Source organism: Rhodococcus sp. IEGM 1302, from assembly GCF_030056935.1.
Lineage (GTDB): Bacteria > Actinomycetota > Actinomycetes > Mycobacteriales > Mycobacteriaceae > Rhodococcus_F > Rhodococcus_F qingshengii.
Genome location: NZ_JASHKY010000003.1, coordinates 289,111 through 303,548, shown reverse-complemented (window position 1 = coordinate 303,548; position 14,438 = coordinate 289,111). Strand labels below are relative to the sequence as shown.

Genomic DNA, 14,438 nt, shown 5'->3' with positions numbered 1-14,438 from the left:
CGTATGCTACCGGGCGCCTGTCGGTGGCCGGCACTATGGTCACCGTATGACTCGGTACGTGGCCCTGCTACGCGGTATCAACGTGGGCGGCATCAACATCAAGATGGCGGACCTGGCGAGAGTCTTCGGTGACCTCGGATTCCAAGGGGTGAAAACCGTGTTGGCCTCAGGCAACGTTCTGTTCGACAGTCCGAGCACCGACATCCCGACGCTGAAGAAACAGATCGAATCCGCCCTTGCCCGCGAGTTCGGCTACGAGGCTTGGGTGTTCGTCCTCGACCTTCCGACACTGCAGGCGATCGTGGACAACTACCCGTTCGAGCGCGAACGCGAGGGTTGGCATGCTTATGCGATGGTTGCCTCCGAGCCGGAAATCCTGGAGGAATTGAGCACTGCAGCAGCGCAACTCGATGCCTCGGTCGAGCGTGTGGCGGCAGGCGACGGAGTCTTGTACTGGGAGGTCGAGAAGGGGCAGACCGTCAAGAGCGCGTTCGGCCGGAACACCGGAAAACCGAAGTTCAAGGCGTTCACCACAACCCGAAACCTGAACACGCTCTACAAACTGCTCAAATGACGCTCGCCCCGACACGGAGCACCAACGCGTGACTCTTCTTCCCATCCTGCTCGTCGCCGCCGTACTCGTCTTTGCGATAGTGCGTCCACGCGGGCTTCCCGAGATCGTCATCGCCGGGCCGGCAGCCGTCATCGTTCTCCTGACCGGCGTCGTAACTCTCGACGAAGCCCGCGAAGAACTGACGAGCATGGCACCCACCGTCGTCTTCCTGGTTGCCGTGCTGGTTCTCGCTCATGCCGCGGACGCTCTCGGCGTCTTTCGCTGGGTCAGCCAGATCCTGCAGCAAAAATCCCTCGCCGATCCACACCGGTTGCTGATTTACGTTTTCGGCGCCGCTGCCCTGACCACGGCGGTCCTGAGCCTCGACGCCACCGTCGTGCTGTTGACACCCGCGGTGATCGCGGCCGCACGATCCATCGGAGCAAGTACGCGGCCCCATTCCTATGCCAGTGCGCACCTGTCGAACTCGGCGTCGACGCTCCTGCCGGTGTCGAATTTGACCAACCTCATCGCGTTTGCTGCAACAGGTTTGACGTTCTTGCACTTCACCGCATTGATGGCGTTGCCGTGGGTTGTGACGATCGCTGTCGAGTACCTGATTTTTCGACTGTTCTTCCGTTCGGAACTCGCGCGGGGCGACAGCGCCGAACCGCCGGTGGCAGCCAGATCTGCGCCTGCGCCGATTCTGCCGCTGACGGTGATCGGAATGACGCTGCTCGGTTTCGCGGTTTCGGGTTTCTTCGGGATCGAGCCCGCCTGGATCGCGGTGGTGGGTGCGAGTGTCCTGGGAGCGATCGCTCTGTCTCGGCACCGTACGACCGCCGCCAAGATGCTCTACGCTGCCGACCTCTGGTTCTGCGCGTTCGTCCTGGTTCTCGGAATCATCGTCGCCGGAGTCGCGAACGGGCCGGTGGGTGAATGGATTGCGCAGATCCTGCCAGGCGACACCAGCTACGGCTCGCTGCTCTTTGTCGCCGCGGTAGCGGCGGTTGCGTCCAATCTCGTCAACAACCTGCCGGCAACCTTGCTGATGATCGCAGCGCTCGGAACGGCGGCACCTCCAGCGCTGGTGCTTGCGATGTTGATCGGCGTCAACCTCGGCCCCAACCTCACCTACGTGGGCTCACTGGCAACGATGCTCTGGCGACGAGTCGCCACCAGCGCGGGCGCACCGCCCACGCTGGCGACATTCACTCTGCTCGGGGTCATCACGACGCCACTGACATTGCTCGCCGCCGTGAGTGCCCTGTGGTTGGTGATCTGATCAGAGGCTGATCAGCCGTCGGGGCTCTTTCAGCGAAGGTGTGACGTGTCGTTGACCAACCGGACCGAGGCTCCCCCGTCGGGATAGAACTCGGTGATACTCAGCGACGCCAGATCCAGATGCAACCGATACAGCAACGACGGCCCGGCATCGAGGGCCAGCTGCACCAAAGTCTTGATCGGGGTGACGTGAGAGACGACCAACAGCGTCGCGCCGCCGTAGGTCGAGATCAGGTCGTCACGCGCGGCGACGACTCGTTCGCGTACCTCGTCGAAACTCTCGCCGCCCGGTGGACGCACCGAAGTGTCCGAGAGCCATTCGCGATGCAGGTCCGGGTCACGCTCGGCTGCCTCGCGGAACGTGAGTCCGTCCCAGTCGCCGAAATCAGTTTCGATCAAACCCTTGTGCTCGACGACGGGTAAACCGAGCACGCGGGCCGATGCCTCTGCCGTCTCACGGGTTCTGCCGAGGGGTGAGCAGACGATGGCGTCGATACCGCCTCGGTTCCCGAAGCGTCCGGCTGCGCCGGCAGCCTGCGCGCGGCCCAGTTCCGTGAGCTCCGGATTCCCGCGTCCGGAGTACCGGCGATCGACCGACATCGCTGTCTGTCCGTGACGTAGCAACAACATTCGTGTCGGCTTGCCGGTGGTGGCGATCCATCCCGGAGAGCCGGCGATCTGCGGCTCCGACGTCTCTTCGGACGGCGCGGCGGGTGCGGGGGCTGCGGTTTCGATGCCGGCAGCCGCGTCCATCGCCTCGTTGGCAAGACGATCGGCATGAGAGTTCTCGCCGCGAGGAATCCACGTGTAGGTCACTCGCGAGAACTGCGTCGCCAGCTCGGCAGCGCGCCGCTGCAGCGGAATCATGTCCGGGTGCTTGACCTTCCAGCGCCCGGACATCTGCTCGACGACCAACTTGGAATCCATGCGGACGTCGACCGTCGACGCGCCGAGTTCACCGGCAGCGGTCAACCCGGCGATCAGTCCGCGGTACTCGGCGACGTTGTTGGTCGCGATACCGATGCTTTCCTTGCGTTCGGCCAACACCGAGCGCGAGGCGTCGAACACCACCGCTCCGTAGCCGGCCGGACCGGGATTGCCCCGCGATCCACCGTCGGCCTCGACGATGACCTGCGTGGGAGTCACAGACCGGACTCCTTGGTACGCACCATGATTGCATTGCACTCTGGGCAACGAACTACGACGTCGGCCGGCGTCGCGGCGATTCGCGAGATCTCGCCGCGGTCGATCTCGATCCGGCAAGCGCCGCATCGGCGTGCCTGCAGAAGCGCCGCGCCCGGTCCGCCCAGGGTGCGCTGCTTCTCGTAGACAGCAAGGAAATCGGCGGGGAATTCACCGACGAGTCGTTCACGATCGGCGGCGCAACGCTCCTGCGCCTTGTCCAGATCAGCGACGGCATCGTCGCGGCGACGCTTGGCGTCGATCAGCTCTTCTTCGGCCTGGGACAGCTGGGCACCGGCGTGATCGTGATCGGCCTGCAACGCCTCACGCTGCTCCATCACTTCGAGTAACTCGTCTTCAAGGAGCCCCTGACGCCGGACCAGGCTGCCGAGTTCGTGTTCGAGTTCGGTGAGCTGCTTCGCCCCGACCGACCCGCTCTGCAGGAGTGTGCGGTCACGATCCTCGCGCTGACGAACCGCGTCGACCTCGCCTTCGAGCTTGCGAATGTCGCGATCGATGTCGTCGATCTGGATTTCGACGGCTACGGACGCGTCTTTACGGCTGATTCGCTCGGCCTCGAGACGTTCGACTTCCTGCTGCTCGGGAAGCGCTCCGCGTCGGTGGGTGATCCGAGTGAGCTCAGCATCCACCCCGGCGAGGTCGAGAAGCTTGGATTGCACCTGTGGTTCGACGTTCACGCTGTATAACTCCTGCTGTAAGTCCGATGTCGGCAGTGCTCGCGAAGGACGGCTCTCGAAGAACTGCTCTTGAATTGTTCGTGCAACCGTACCTTGCAGAGCGCTGCACTAATGCGCACTCAAACACCACGGATCGGTGCGAATTGTCGAAACCCGGCTTTCCCACTCCGGATTGTCGGCAAACGCGGCGTCGAGCACCGATTTCGCCTGCGCGCACCACGGGTATTCACTCGCCCAGTGCGCGACGTCGACCAGAGCCGGGCCACCGGCGCGTAGATGCTCGTCCGCGGGATGATGCCGCAGGTCCGCAGTGACGTAGACGTCGGCGCCCAGTGCCGCCACCACGTCGAGATACGAGTCGCCGGAACCGCCGCACACCGCCACGGTACGAACGGTCGCGTCTGGATCTCCGGCCGCGCGAACACCCCACTCGGTCGAGGGCAGTGAGCGCGCCACTCGCGCGGTGAATTCCCGCAAGGTTTCGGGGTGGTCGAGCTCACCCAACCGCCCGAGTCCGAGTGAACTGGGGAACGCTGCGAGTTCGAAGACATCGAAGGCCGGTTCCTCGTACGGATGGGAGGCACGCAATGCGCCCAGCACTGCGCTTCGCTTTCCGCGAGGGGCAATCACTTCCACACGATTCTCGCGAACCTGCTCCACAGCGCCGACGGTCCCGATCGTCGGATTCGCTCCGTCGGCGGGCAGGAACTGACCCGTACCGGTGACGGTCCAACTGCACTGGCTGTAGTCACCGATCCGCCCAGCCCCGGCCTCGAAAAGTGCATCCTGCACGGCCGATGCATTCTCCACCGGAACCATGACGACCCACTTGTCGAGCGGCTGCGTCGGCTTGGGTTCGATCGGGCGAAGCACGGTCAGGCCCAGAGCCTGCGCCAACGCGTCGGACACTCCGGGGTCGGCCGAGTCCGCATTGGTGTGCGCCGAGAACAGTGCGCATCCCGCCTTGATGAGCTTGTGAACCAACGCACCTTTGGGTGTGTGAGCACCGACGGTGTCCACCCCACGCAGCAGAAGTGGATGGTGAACGACCAGAAGGTCGGCACCGGAGGCGATGGCGTCGTCGACCACTGCCTCGGTCGGATCCACCGCGAAAACCACTCTCGTCACAGCGTCGGCCGGATCGCCGCAGACCAGACCGACCGAGTCCCACGATTCCGCCAGGGCCGGCGGATACGCGGATTCCAGCACGGCTATGACGTCCGCAAGGGTGGGGCCACTCACAAGATCTCCTTCATCGCTTCGATCAGTACCGCAACCTGCTCGGCTGGACGGACGGCCACGCGCAGCCGATCCGGGCCGAGTCCGGGAAAGGTGTCGCACCTGCGGACGGCGATTCCGCGGGCACGCAGGTGCTCTCGCATCGTGGCGCCGTCACGGACGTCGATGAGCACGAACGGCCCCGCAGCGGGTTGGTGCACGGCAATCCCGATCTCGGTCAGTCGCCGCGACATGTCTCGGCGGTCCACGGCAATCGCGTCGGCTTTGATCCTCGACTGCTCGACGGCAAACGGTTCGCAGCACGCCGTGATGGCCTCGATCTGCAGACTGCCCAATGGCCAGTGGGCTCGGCCGTGACTGAGTCGAGCCAGAAGATCGGGAGAGCCGATCGCGTATCCACACCGCAATCCGGCGAGCGCCCACGTCTTGGTCAGGCTCCGAAGGACCAGTACATCCGCCGACTCGACACCGGCGATGCTCTCCGTTTCGCCGGGGACCGCGTCGCCGAAGGCCTCGTCCACCACCAGGATCCGGCCCGGCTGACGCAATGCCAACACATCGGCCTTGGGGTGAAGCACGGACGTCGGGTTGGTCGGATTGCCCAGAACGACAAGGTCCGCGGATTCGGGTACCTGCGCGGTCCGAAGCTCGAAAGGCGGCTCCAGAATCACTTGAGTCACCGGCACACCGGCCTCTCGCAGTGCCAGTTCCGGCTCGGTGAACGACGGATGGATCAGCGCTGCCGAACGAGCGCCCAGGCGCGGCAGCATCGCGAATCCCTCGGCACCGCCCGAGAGCAACAACACCTCTTCGGGCCGGCGCCCGTGCCGCTGCGCGACCGTTTCGCGAGCCTTCAGTTCCGCTGCGGCCGACGGGTACGAACCGAGCGTCGCCAGCCCTGCGGCCAGCCGATCCCGCAACCACTTCGGCGGGCCGGAGCCTTGAACGTTGACGGCAAAATCGAGTAACCCGGGCTCCGCTTCGACATCGCCGTGATGTCGCAAGCTCTCCAGGTCAACCGTTCCGGTACTCACCCGGTCAGCCTACGGTCGAGCACCGTGCGCGGACATCACCCCTGCCGTCCGGGACAATGAGTGCCGTGACGACACCACCGCTCGACCGCTTTCCCGTAGTTCTGTTCGATCTGGACGGCACCATCACCGATTCCGCTCCCGGCATTCACGGCGGCTTCCGACACGCGTTGGCAACTGTCGGCCATCCGGAGCCGACGGAAGCGATGTTGGCATCGGTGATCGGCCCGCCGATGGTCGACACCTTCAGGTCACTCGGTATGGCCCCGGCGGACGTGGATCGGGCGATCGCCGCGTACATCGAGCGTTACGACGCGACCGGGTGGCAGGAGAACTCGGTGTACGAAGGCATGGACGTCGTCCTGGGTAAGGCTCGCGCGAGCGGCACCCGACTGGCCGTCGCCACCTCCAAGTCGGAGCGATTCGCCATTCGAATCCTCGAGCATTTCGGCCTGGCCGAGCACTTCGAGTTCATCGGCGGCGCGAGTGACGACGGAACTCGTCGGGCGAAACCCGATGTGATCGCGCATTCGCTGACCTCACTCGGGATCACTCCCGTCCTCGCATCCGACGGCGGAACCCCCGACGTTCTCATGATCGGCGACCGTGATCACGACGTGCTCGGCGCCGCGAAGTACGGCATCCCCACCGTCGTCGTCGAATGGGGCTACGGTTCCGCCGAGGAAGCGCGGCAAGCGTTTCGCTCCGTATCGTCGGCATCCGAACTGGGAGGACTTCTCGATGGCCGCCACTGAACCACTCCACGTGACTGAACCACTTCATGTGACGTTTGTGTGCACCGGCAATATCTGCCGGTCACCGATGGCCGAAAAGATCTTGCTCGCGCATCTGGACCGTGAAGGCCTCGCCGACCGAGTCCGTGTCAGCAGTGCAGGTACCGAGGGGTTTCACACCGGTAGCGAGGCCGACGAGCGGACCAACGTCGTGCTCCGAGCGGCCGGATATCCGACGGGCCACAGTGCCGCGCAGGTCAATGCAGATCATCTCGCGGCCGATCTGGTCGTCGCCCTCGACACCGGCCATGAACGTGAGCTTGCTCATCTCGGCGTGCCCACCGAGCGTCGGCGCCTACTGCGATCGTTCGACCCCGAGGCTGACGGAGAATCGGTTCCGGACCCGTACTACGGGGATCAGGAGGACTTCGAACTGGTGCGAGACCAGATCGAAGCAGCCATTCCCGACATACTCGACTGGATCCGCGAGCGGGCCTGAACCCGGAGCAAAATTCACTCCCGTTCGGGCAACGGATACCGTGGACGTGTGCGAAGACTGAAATTCCTGTTGCGGCCCGGTTGGTTGGTACTGGCAGCTGTGGTCGGGCTCTTCGCCTACCTGTGCTTCACCGTGCTCGCCCCATGGCAACTCGGCAAGAACACAAAGACCGAGCACCGCAATGATCTGATCTCGAACTCGATCAACGCGGAGACCGTGCCGATCGGTGACGTCATCGCCGATTCGACGATCGCACCGGACGACGAATGGCGAAACATCACCGCGGCAGGCACCTATCTGCCCGACGCCGACATCCTCGTTCGACTGCAGTCCATCGAGGGCGCACCGTCGTACGAGATCCTGACGCCTTTCCTTCTCGACGACGGCCGCACGATCCTCGTCAATCGCGGATACGTTCGGCCGATCAACGGCGCCGAGGCACCGCCCATCGCCGCGCCGCCGACCGATCCGGTCACTCTCAACGGTCGCGTGCGTCTGTCGGAAGGCACCGCGCCCGGCCGAGTTCCGATGTTCGAGGACGGCGCGAAACAGGTCTACTCGATCGACGCACAACCTATCGGCGAGTTCATCGGAACGGACCTGATCAACGCGTACATCCAACTCGAACCCGACCAGCCCGGCGGCCTGGGGACGATCCCTCTCCCCCAACTCGATGCAGGCCCCTATCTCTCGTACGGGTTCCAATGGCTGGCGTTCGGCATCATGGCGCCGCTCGGACTGGCCTACTTCATTCGCGCGGAGTGGCGCGAACGTCGCAAGGAGAAGGCAGCTCAAGCAGCTGTCGACGGCTTCGCAGCCGGCGACGCCGCTACCGAGACGACCCCGGAAGCGCCGGTGTCCGCGCCTGCCTCACACCCCGCCGAACCGGCTCGTACCTTCAGCCGTCGCAAGAAGCCGGAGCCGGAATCAGTGCCGCTGACGGCGCAGGAAGCCAAACTTGCCGATCGATACGGCAATACCCGCTGAAATACCCGCTGACACCACAACTGCACTGATCTGCACCGCCGACGAAAGCCTCGCCGCGCGGCGCAGATCGTTCGGCGTCGGCACAGGCCCGCGGCCGAGGACGGGACGCATCTCCACCCCGTGCGCGTACTCGGTCCGACCACCCAACGAAATGCCCAACGCCCCTGCCGCCGACGCTTCCGCGACGCCCGCATTGGGGCTTGGATGAGCCGCTGCGTCGCGTTTCCACGCTGCCAGTGATTCCTGAACCGAGCCGCCCACCACCGGTGCACACGCAGCCGTCAGCGCACCGGTCAGCCGAGCGGGGACGATGTTGACCAGGTCGTCGAACCTCGCCGCAGCCCACCCGAATCTGAGGTATTTCTCGGAGCGGTAGCCGATCATCGCGTCGAGTGTGTTGGCAGCGCGGTAGACGAACAGACCCGGCACGCCCGCAATTGCACCCCAGAACATTGCACCGACGCTTGCATCCGAGGTGTTTTCGGCGACCGACTCCAGCGCTGCACGCGTGAGGCCCTCCTCGCCCAGCACCGATGGATCGCGTCCACAGAGTGAAGGAAGTAGCTCACGCGCTTTCGTCAGGTCGCGATCGACCTGTGACGCCTCCAATCGAGCGGCCATATCGATGCCGGTGCGTGCAAGCGACGTCCCGCCGAGCACGGCCCAGGTAGCTATCGCCGTCGTACCCGTGACGGCCACCCAACCAGCCCGGCGCGACGCTGCTTCGGCTGCGAGCCCAAGTCCAGCGGTGCCGGCCAAGAGCACAGCGACATGAAGTGTTCCGGCCGCTCGCGAGTCCCGGTAGGACATCTTCTGCAGCGCGATAGCCGCGGTTCCGAAGCCGGCAACCGGATGGAACCGCCCCGGATCGGTGAATGCCCGATCCGCGACGAAGCCGAGGAGAAGCCCGGCAGCTCGCGCATTGAATCGAGATTGGGACGAACGAACCGAAATCTGCACGAGCGTAGTTGTAGCAGCGACGCTCGTTCTCTGGCCAACCGTCACGTGTCTGCACGAGCCGATCTCTACCCGTCCCAGTCGATCGTCAGGTAGATCAAGCGGTGCATTCGGTTGATTTCCCAGACACGGGCAATCCCGGTCGCCAGTGCGTCGCTCTGGGAACGAACCCGGATCGTCTGCCCCGCGAACAACGCAACACTGAGACTGGGCATCTCGGCGATGTGTATGTGCGGACGGGTGGGATGCACGCGCGTCGGGTCGACGGCTACTTCGATCACAGAACTGGACATGCGTCCAGAATGGCGTATTGCGGACAATTCGTTGCCGAAAATGAAAAAACCCCGATCTGCGTCGACGCAGATCGGGGCTTGAATTCTTCGGTGGGCGCGGAGGGTTTCGAACCCCCGACCGCTGGTGTGTAAAACCAGAGCTCTACCACTGAGCTACACGCCCGAACTCCCGGTGAGACCCTCACCGGGAGTGCTCTAAGACTCTAGCGCGGCAAGCGCATTTGCCCAAAGTCCGTGGTCACGGGCTTCTCCGGGGCCGTTCATCTCGGCAAAACGAATGATTCCGTCTTTGTCGATGACAAAGGTGCCACGATTCGCGAAGCCCAACTTGTCGTTGAACACCTCGTACTTCTGAGCGACCTCACCGTGCGGCCAGAAGTCCGACAGCAAGGGAAATGTGTATCCCTGCTCGGCCGACCAGATCTTGTGAGTCGGCGAAGCACCGACAGAAATCGCGAGAATGGCGGTGTCGTCGTTCTCGAACTTCGGAAGCTCGTCACGGACCTTGCAGAGTTCCCCCTGACAAGTCCCGGTGAAGGCCAACGGATAGAAGACCAGCAGAACGTTCTTCTTACCGCGGAAATCTGCTAGCGAGACTTCCTGGTTGTTCTGGTCCTTCAAGGTGAAATCCGGTGCCTGGGCACCAACTTCGAGAGGCATGTGCGATTCCTTGGGAAAGTGCGGAAAGGACCGGGTCAGCGCTTGTTGGCCGGACGAGCCTTCGGCTGAACCAGTCGACTTCCCGACCAGTCACCGAGGTTGGCTGCCGATGTCTGCGTCAGGCCGGCAGTCGGCGCCGATTCGGCGATCTCGCTGGGCTCGACGTGTCCGTCGAGACCGGTCTTGGGAGTGAGAACCCACACGAAGCCTTCGTCGGCGAGGGGCCCGATGGCATCCATCAAGGCATCTACCAGGTCACCGTCCTCGTCGCGCCACCACAGCAGCACGACGTCGATGACCTCGTCGGAATCCTCGTCGAGCATTTCCCCGCCGATGGTTTCCTCAACCGCGGCACGAATGCCGTCGTCGGTATCCTCATCCCAGCCCAGTTCCTGCACCACCATGTCAGTGGTAATCCCGAGTTTCTGAGCGTAGTTCTGGGCATCCGCCGCGGCGACCACGGTGGGGTCCTCCTTTTGTTGATGGTGTGTGGCGACCCCGCACACCTACCGTTTGACGATCAATTAGGGAAAGCGAACATGGTCTGAGGCGTTAGCGCAAGCCGACCACGCCGAAAACTTTCACCAAAGATCGTCTTCTGACACACGGCGAACCTTACGCCTGCGGATTACCGCAGGTCACAGGGATCCACATTCATCGAAGATCGACTTGCGAATCGAATTGCTCGTATCGCTGATCGAATTGATTTCATCGGCCGAATGATCACTCTCGATCACGACAGCAGATGAACGTAGGTTCGCGGCCAATTCGGCGAACAGTCCGGAAAGTTGCGTCGGAAGTTCACTCGAGACCGAGTCGAACCACGAGGCCGTCTCCCTTGCCGAGGAAGCAGCAGCGCTTGCTTCGGCTCTCAGGTCGGTCTCACCATGATTTCCGGCGTCGACGTAGGCATTGAACGCAACCACGTCGTTTTTCGATCGAGAGACCGCTTCCTCACAGATCGCGAACGCCGCATCTGCCGCATCTGCCGCCGCTTTCGACGAGGACGCGGCGGCCATCGAAATACTCACCTCGGATTGGTATGCAGCCACGTGCGCTTCATTGGGTACTGCCGATCCGGTCACCGCCGCCGAACATCCCACGATCACCGACAGTCCCACTGCGATCGATCCGACCGAGACCCACGCCCCGACCCTGCCGTAATTGATTTCTTTGTTTATTTTTTCCCACCCCTTCATACGTTCCGATCGATCCCCCAAGCCTGTGACTACGGGGAACCATCACACCCCTGCGTCACGCCGAAAAACGCTACCCGAGAGTAACCAGAGGCGAGGTGTGCCGGACCGACCGGGATGGTGAAAGATGAGGTACGCGCCATATTCACGATGGAAGTGCGTCGGACCTAACAAGGCCTCGATCACCTATGTAAGGACGCCCCACCACGCGTCCCCAAACCAATGAGGAGCACACGTTGTCTGACCTGATCCAGGGTCCCGCGTCCGGGCAGAACGCCGATTCCGGCGCCGCCGGCGAGTCGGGTTCGCCCGCGTCGAATACGCCGGGGGGAACCGACGGTCGCGTTCGCGTCATTCGCGAAGGTGTTGCGTCGTACCTGCCGGACATCGATCCGGACGAGACCACCGAATGGCTCGAATCATTCGACGGACTTCTGGATCGATCCGGACCCACGCGTGCCCGCTACCTCATGCTCCGCATGCTCGAACGCGCCGGCGAGAAGCACGTCGCACTCCCCGCGCTCACTTCGACCGACTACGTCAACACGATTCCGACCGAAAACGAGCCGTGGTTCCCCGGTGACGAAGAGGTCGAGCGCCGCTATCGCGCCTGGATCCGTTGGAACGCCGCGATCATGGTCCACCGCGCTCAGCGACCGGGCGTCGGCGTCGGCGGTCACATCTCCACCTACGCATCCTCGGCAGCGTTGTACGAGGTCGGCTTCAACCACTTCTTCCGCGGCAAGGACCACCCGGGCGGTGGCGACCACATCTTCATCCAGGGTCACGCCTCCCCCGGCATCTACGCACGCGCCTTCCTCGAGGGCCGCATCCCCGCGGAACAGCTCGACGGATTCCGCCAGGAGAAGTCCCACGCCGACTTCGGCGGCGCACTGCCGTCCTACCCGCACCCACGGCTGCTTCCCGACTTCTGGGAGTTCCCGACGGTCTCGATGGGCCTCGGCCCGATGAACGCCATCTACCAGGCCCGGTTCAACCACTACCTCAACGACCGCGGCATCAAGGACACCACCGATCAACACGTGTGGGCGTTCCTCGGCGACGGCGAAATGGACGAGCCCGAGTCACGCGGCCTCGCTCACGTCGCGGCAACCGAAGGCCTCGACAACCTCACGTTCGTCGTGAACTGCAACCTCCAACGCCTCGACGGCCCGGTCCGCGGCAACGGAAAGATCATCCAGGAACTGGAATCGTTCTTCCGCGGTGCCGGCTGGAACGTCATCAAGGTCGTCTGGGGTCGCGAGTGGGATGCGCTGCTGCACGCCGATCGCGACGGCGCACTGGTCAACCTGATGAACGTGACGCCGGACGGTGACTACCAGACGTACAAGGCCAACGACGGCGCGTTCGTACGCGATCACTTCTTCGGACGTGACCCCCGCACCAAGGAACTGGTCAAGGACCTCACAGACCAGGAAATCTGGAACCTCAAGCGCGGTGGCCACGACTACCGCAAGGTCCACGCCGCCTACGCAGCGGCCATGGCACACAAGGGCCAGCCGACGGTCATCCTGGCGCACACCATCAAGGGCTACACCCTCGGTAAGCACTTCGAGGGCCGCAACGCCACGCACCAGATGAAGAAGCTGACGCTGGACGATCTCAAGGCGTTCCGCGACATGCAGCACATCCCGATCTCGGATGCCGAGCTCGAGAAGGATCCGTACCTGCCTCCGTACTACCACCCGGGCGCGGACGCTCCCGAGATCAAGTACATGCTCGACCGTCGTAAAGCACTGGGCGGGTTCCTGCCTTCCCGCAACACCGACGCTGCTCCGCTCAAGCTCCCCGAGGACAAGACGTACGACGTCATCCGCAAGGGTTCGGGCAAGCAGGAAGTCGCCACCACCATGGCGATCGTGCGCATCCTCAAGGAACTGTTGCGCGACAAGGAAATCGGCAAGCGCATCGTGCCGATCATCCCGGACGAGGCTCGCACGTTCGGTATGGACTCGTGGTTCCCGTCGCTGAAGATCTACAACCGCAACGGGCAGCTCTACACGTCCGTCGACGCCGAACTCATGCTCGCCTACAAGGAGAGCCCGATCGGCCAGATCCTGCACGAGGGCATCAACGAGGCCGGTTCGACGGCTTCGTTCACCGCAGTCGGCACGTCGTACGCCACCCACGGTGAACCGATGATTCCGCTGTACATCTTCTACTCGATGTTCGGTTTCCAGCGCACCGGCGACGGCCTGTGGGCGGCTGCCGACCAGATGGCTCGGGGATTCGTTCTCGGCGCCACCGCCGGTCGTACAACTCTGACCGGTGAAGGTCTTCAGCACGCCGACGGACACTCGCTGCTCCTGGCATCCACCAACCCCGCAGCTGTCACGTACGACGCCGCGTTCTCGTACGAGTTGGCGCACATCGTCAAGGACGGCTTGCGCCGCATGTACGGCGGCACCGAGGGCGTCGACGGTTTCGGTGGCGAGAACATCTTCTACTACCTGACCATCTACAACGAGCCGTACGTTCAGCCGGCCGAGCCCGAAGGTCTCGACGTCGAGGGCTTGCTCAAGGGCATCTACCTCTACAAGACGTCCGAAGCATCCGGCCCGAAGGCACAGATCCTCGTCTCCGGTGTCGCGATGCCCGAGGGGCTGCGCGCGCAGAAGCTACTTGCCGACGAATGGGGCGTCTCGGCCGACGTCTGGTCGGTCACGTCCTGGGGTGAGCTGCGCCGCGAAGGCGTCGAATGCGAACGTCAGGCGCTGCTCAATCCGTCCGAGGATGCTCCGGTTCCCTTCGTCACCACGGCGTTGTCCTCGGCCCAAGGCCCCGTCGTCGCGGCTTCGGACTGGATGCGGGCGGTCTCGGATCAAATCCGTCAGTGGGTTCCCGGCGACTACACCACGCTCGGCACGGACGGGTTCGGCTTCTCCGACACCCGCACCGCTGCGCGTCGTTACTTCAACGTCGATGCCGAATCCATCGTCGTTGCCGTGCTGATCGGTTTGGCAAAGGAAGGATCGATCGAGCGGTCGAAGGCCGTCGAAGCAGCGAGCCGATACCGCATCGACGACGTGAATGCTGCTCCCGAGCAGACCGGGGACACCGGTAGCGCCTAAGTCGTAGGGCAACAGTCCCAGCGATCGAAAACA

15 protein-coding genes and 1 tRNA gene are annotated in these 14,438 nt (G+C 63.6%); 6 read left to right on the top strand and 10 right to left on the bottom strand.

Features of this window, described 5'->3' with window-relative positions; all coding sequences use genetic code 11:
- Positions 1-46 precede the first annotated feature (46 nt).
- Positions 47-574, top strand: coding sequence for a DUF1697 domain-containing protein (locus QM609_RS08520; protein WP_007735458.1), 528 nt, complete (start codon positions 47-49; stop codon positions 572-574).
- Between the two features lie 28 nt (positions 575-602).
- Entirely contained in the window at positions 603-1,838 is a 1,236-nt protein-coding gene (locus QM609_RS08515; RefSeq protein WP_042445760.1) for an SLC13 family permease, read from the top strand.
- Positions 1,839-1,867: 29 nt separating this feature from the next.
- Here QM609_RS08515 and QM609_RS08510 read toward each other — a convergent pair whose 3' ends face one another.
- The 4 genes from QM609_RS08510 to cobC all read right to left on the bottom strand — a co-directional run bounded on the left by QM609_RS08510 (position 1,868) and on the right by cobC (position 5,990).
- Positions 1,868-2,983, bottom strand: a complete 1,116-nt coding sequence (locus tag QM609_RS08510) for a bifunctional RNase H/acid phosphatase (protein WP_050656436.1) — start codon at positions 2,981-2,983, stop codon at positions 1,868-1,870.
- A complete protein-coding gene (locus QM609_RS08505) occupies positions 2,980-3,717 on the bottom strand; it encodes a zinc ribbon domain-containing protein (RefSeq protein ID WP_019748955.1) in 738 nt (245 codons plus the stop codon). The genes QM609_RS08510 and QM609_RS08505 overlap by 4 nt, the downstream gene beginning before the upstream one ends.
- 108 nt (positions 3,718-3,825) lie before the next feature.
- Positions 3,826-4,959 (bottom strand): Nif3-like dinuclear metal center hexameric protein, encoded by a 1,134-nt coding sequence (locus QM609_RS08500; RefSeq protein WP_030537562.1) that lies wholly within the window; start codon positions 4,957-4,959, stop codon positions 3,826-3,828.
- Positions 4,956-5,990 (bottom strand): Rv2231c family histidinol phosphate aminotransferase CobC, encoded by a 1,035-nt coding sequence (gene cobC / locus QM609_RS08495; protein ID WP_050656437.1) that lies wholly within the window; start codon positions 5,988-5,990, stop codon positions 4,956-4,958. Before cobC ends, QM609_RS08500 begins: the two co-directional genes overlap by 4 nt.
- A 56-nt stretch (positions 5,991-6,046) precedes the next feature.
- On the opposite strand from cobC, the gene QM609_RS08490 reads away from it, so the two are divergent.
- The 3 genes from QM609_RS08490 to QM609_RS08480 are packed head-to-tail and all read left to right on the top strand — an operon-like array spanning position 6,047 to position 8,207.
- Positions 6,047-6,742, top strand: a complete 696-nt coding sequence (locus QM609_RS08490; protein WP_042445748.1) for an HAD hydrolase-like protein — start codon at positions 6,047-6,049, stop codon at positions 6,740-6,742.
- Positions 6,729-7,220, top strand: coding sequence for a low molecular weight protein-tyrosine-phosphatase (locus QM609_RS08485; RefSeq protein ID WP_007735468.1), 492 nt, complete (start codon positions 6,729-6,731; stop codon positions 7,218-7,220). Before QM609_RS08490 ends, QM609_RS08485 begins: the two co-directional genes overlap by 14 nt.
- A 48-nt stretch (positions 7,221-7,268) precedes the next feature.
- Complete coding sequence (locus QM609_RS08480) at positions 7,269-8,207, top strand: SURF1 family cytochrome oxidase biogenesis protein (protein WP_283337267.1); 939 nt, start codon at positions 7,269-7,271, stop codon at positions 8,205-8,207.
- Here the strand turns inward: QM609_RS08480 and QM609_RS08475 are convergent.
- The 6 genes from QM609_RS08475 to QM609_RS08450 form a co-directional block, all read right to left on the bottom strand.
- Positions 8,148-9,167, bottom strand: coding sequence for a cobalamin biosynthesis protein (locus QM609_RS08475; protein WP_076948678.1), 1,020 nt, complete (start codon positions 9,165-9,167; stop codon positions 8,148-8,150). The genes QM609_RS08480 and QM609_RS08475 overlap by 60 nt on opposite strands.
- Before the next feature lie 65 nt (positions 9,168-9,232).
- Positions 9,233-9,457 (bottom strand): hypothetical protein, encoded by a 225-nt coding sequence (locus QM609_RS08470; RefSeq protein WP_050656439.1) that lies wholly within the window; start codon positions 9,455-9,457, stop codon positions 9,233-9,235.
- A 91-nt stretch (positions 9,458-9,548) separates the two neighbouring features.
- Positions 9,549-9,620 (bottom strand) — tRNA-Val (locus QM609_RS08465).
- A gap of 32 nt (positions 9,621-9,652) precedes the next feature.
- Entirely contained in the window at positions 9,653-10,117 is a 465-nt protein-coding gene (locus tag QM609_RS08460) for a peroxiredoxin (protein ID WP_003941619.1), read from the bottom strand.
- Between the two features lie 35 nt (positions 10,118-10,152).
- Positions 10,153-10,578, bottom strand: a complete 426-nt coding sequence (locus QM609_RS08455; RefSeq protein WP_003941575.1) for a DUF3052 domain-containing protein — start codon at positions 10,576-10,578, stop codon at positions 10,153-10,155.
- A gap of 177 nt (positions 10,579-10,755) precedes the next feature.
- The gene (locus QM609_RS08450) at positions 10,756-11,316 is read right to left on the bottom strand and encodes an Rv2240c family protein (protein ID WP_228401081.1); all 561 of its coding nucleotides are present in this window, start codon (positions 11,314-11,316) and stop codon (positions 10,756-10,758) included.
- A gap of 233 nt (positions 11,317-11,549) precedes the next feature.
- On the opposite strand from QM609_RS08450, the gene aceE reads away from it, so the two are divergent.
- On the top strand, positions 11,550-14,405 hold the full coding sequence (aceE, locus tag QM609_RS08445) for a pyruvate dehydrogenase (acetyl-transferring), homodimeric type (RefSeq protein ID WP_042445740.1): 2,856 nt from the start codon (positions 11,550-11,552) through the stop codon (positions 14,403-14,405).
- Positions 14,406-14,438 lie beyond the last annotated feature (33 nt).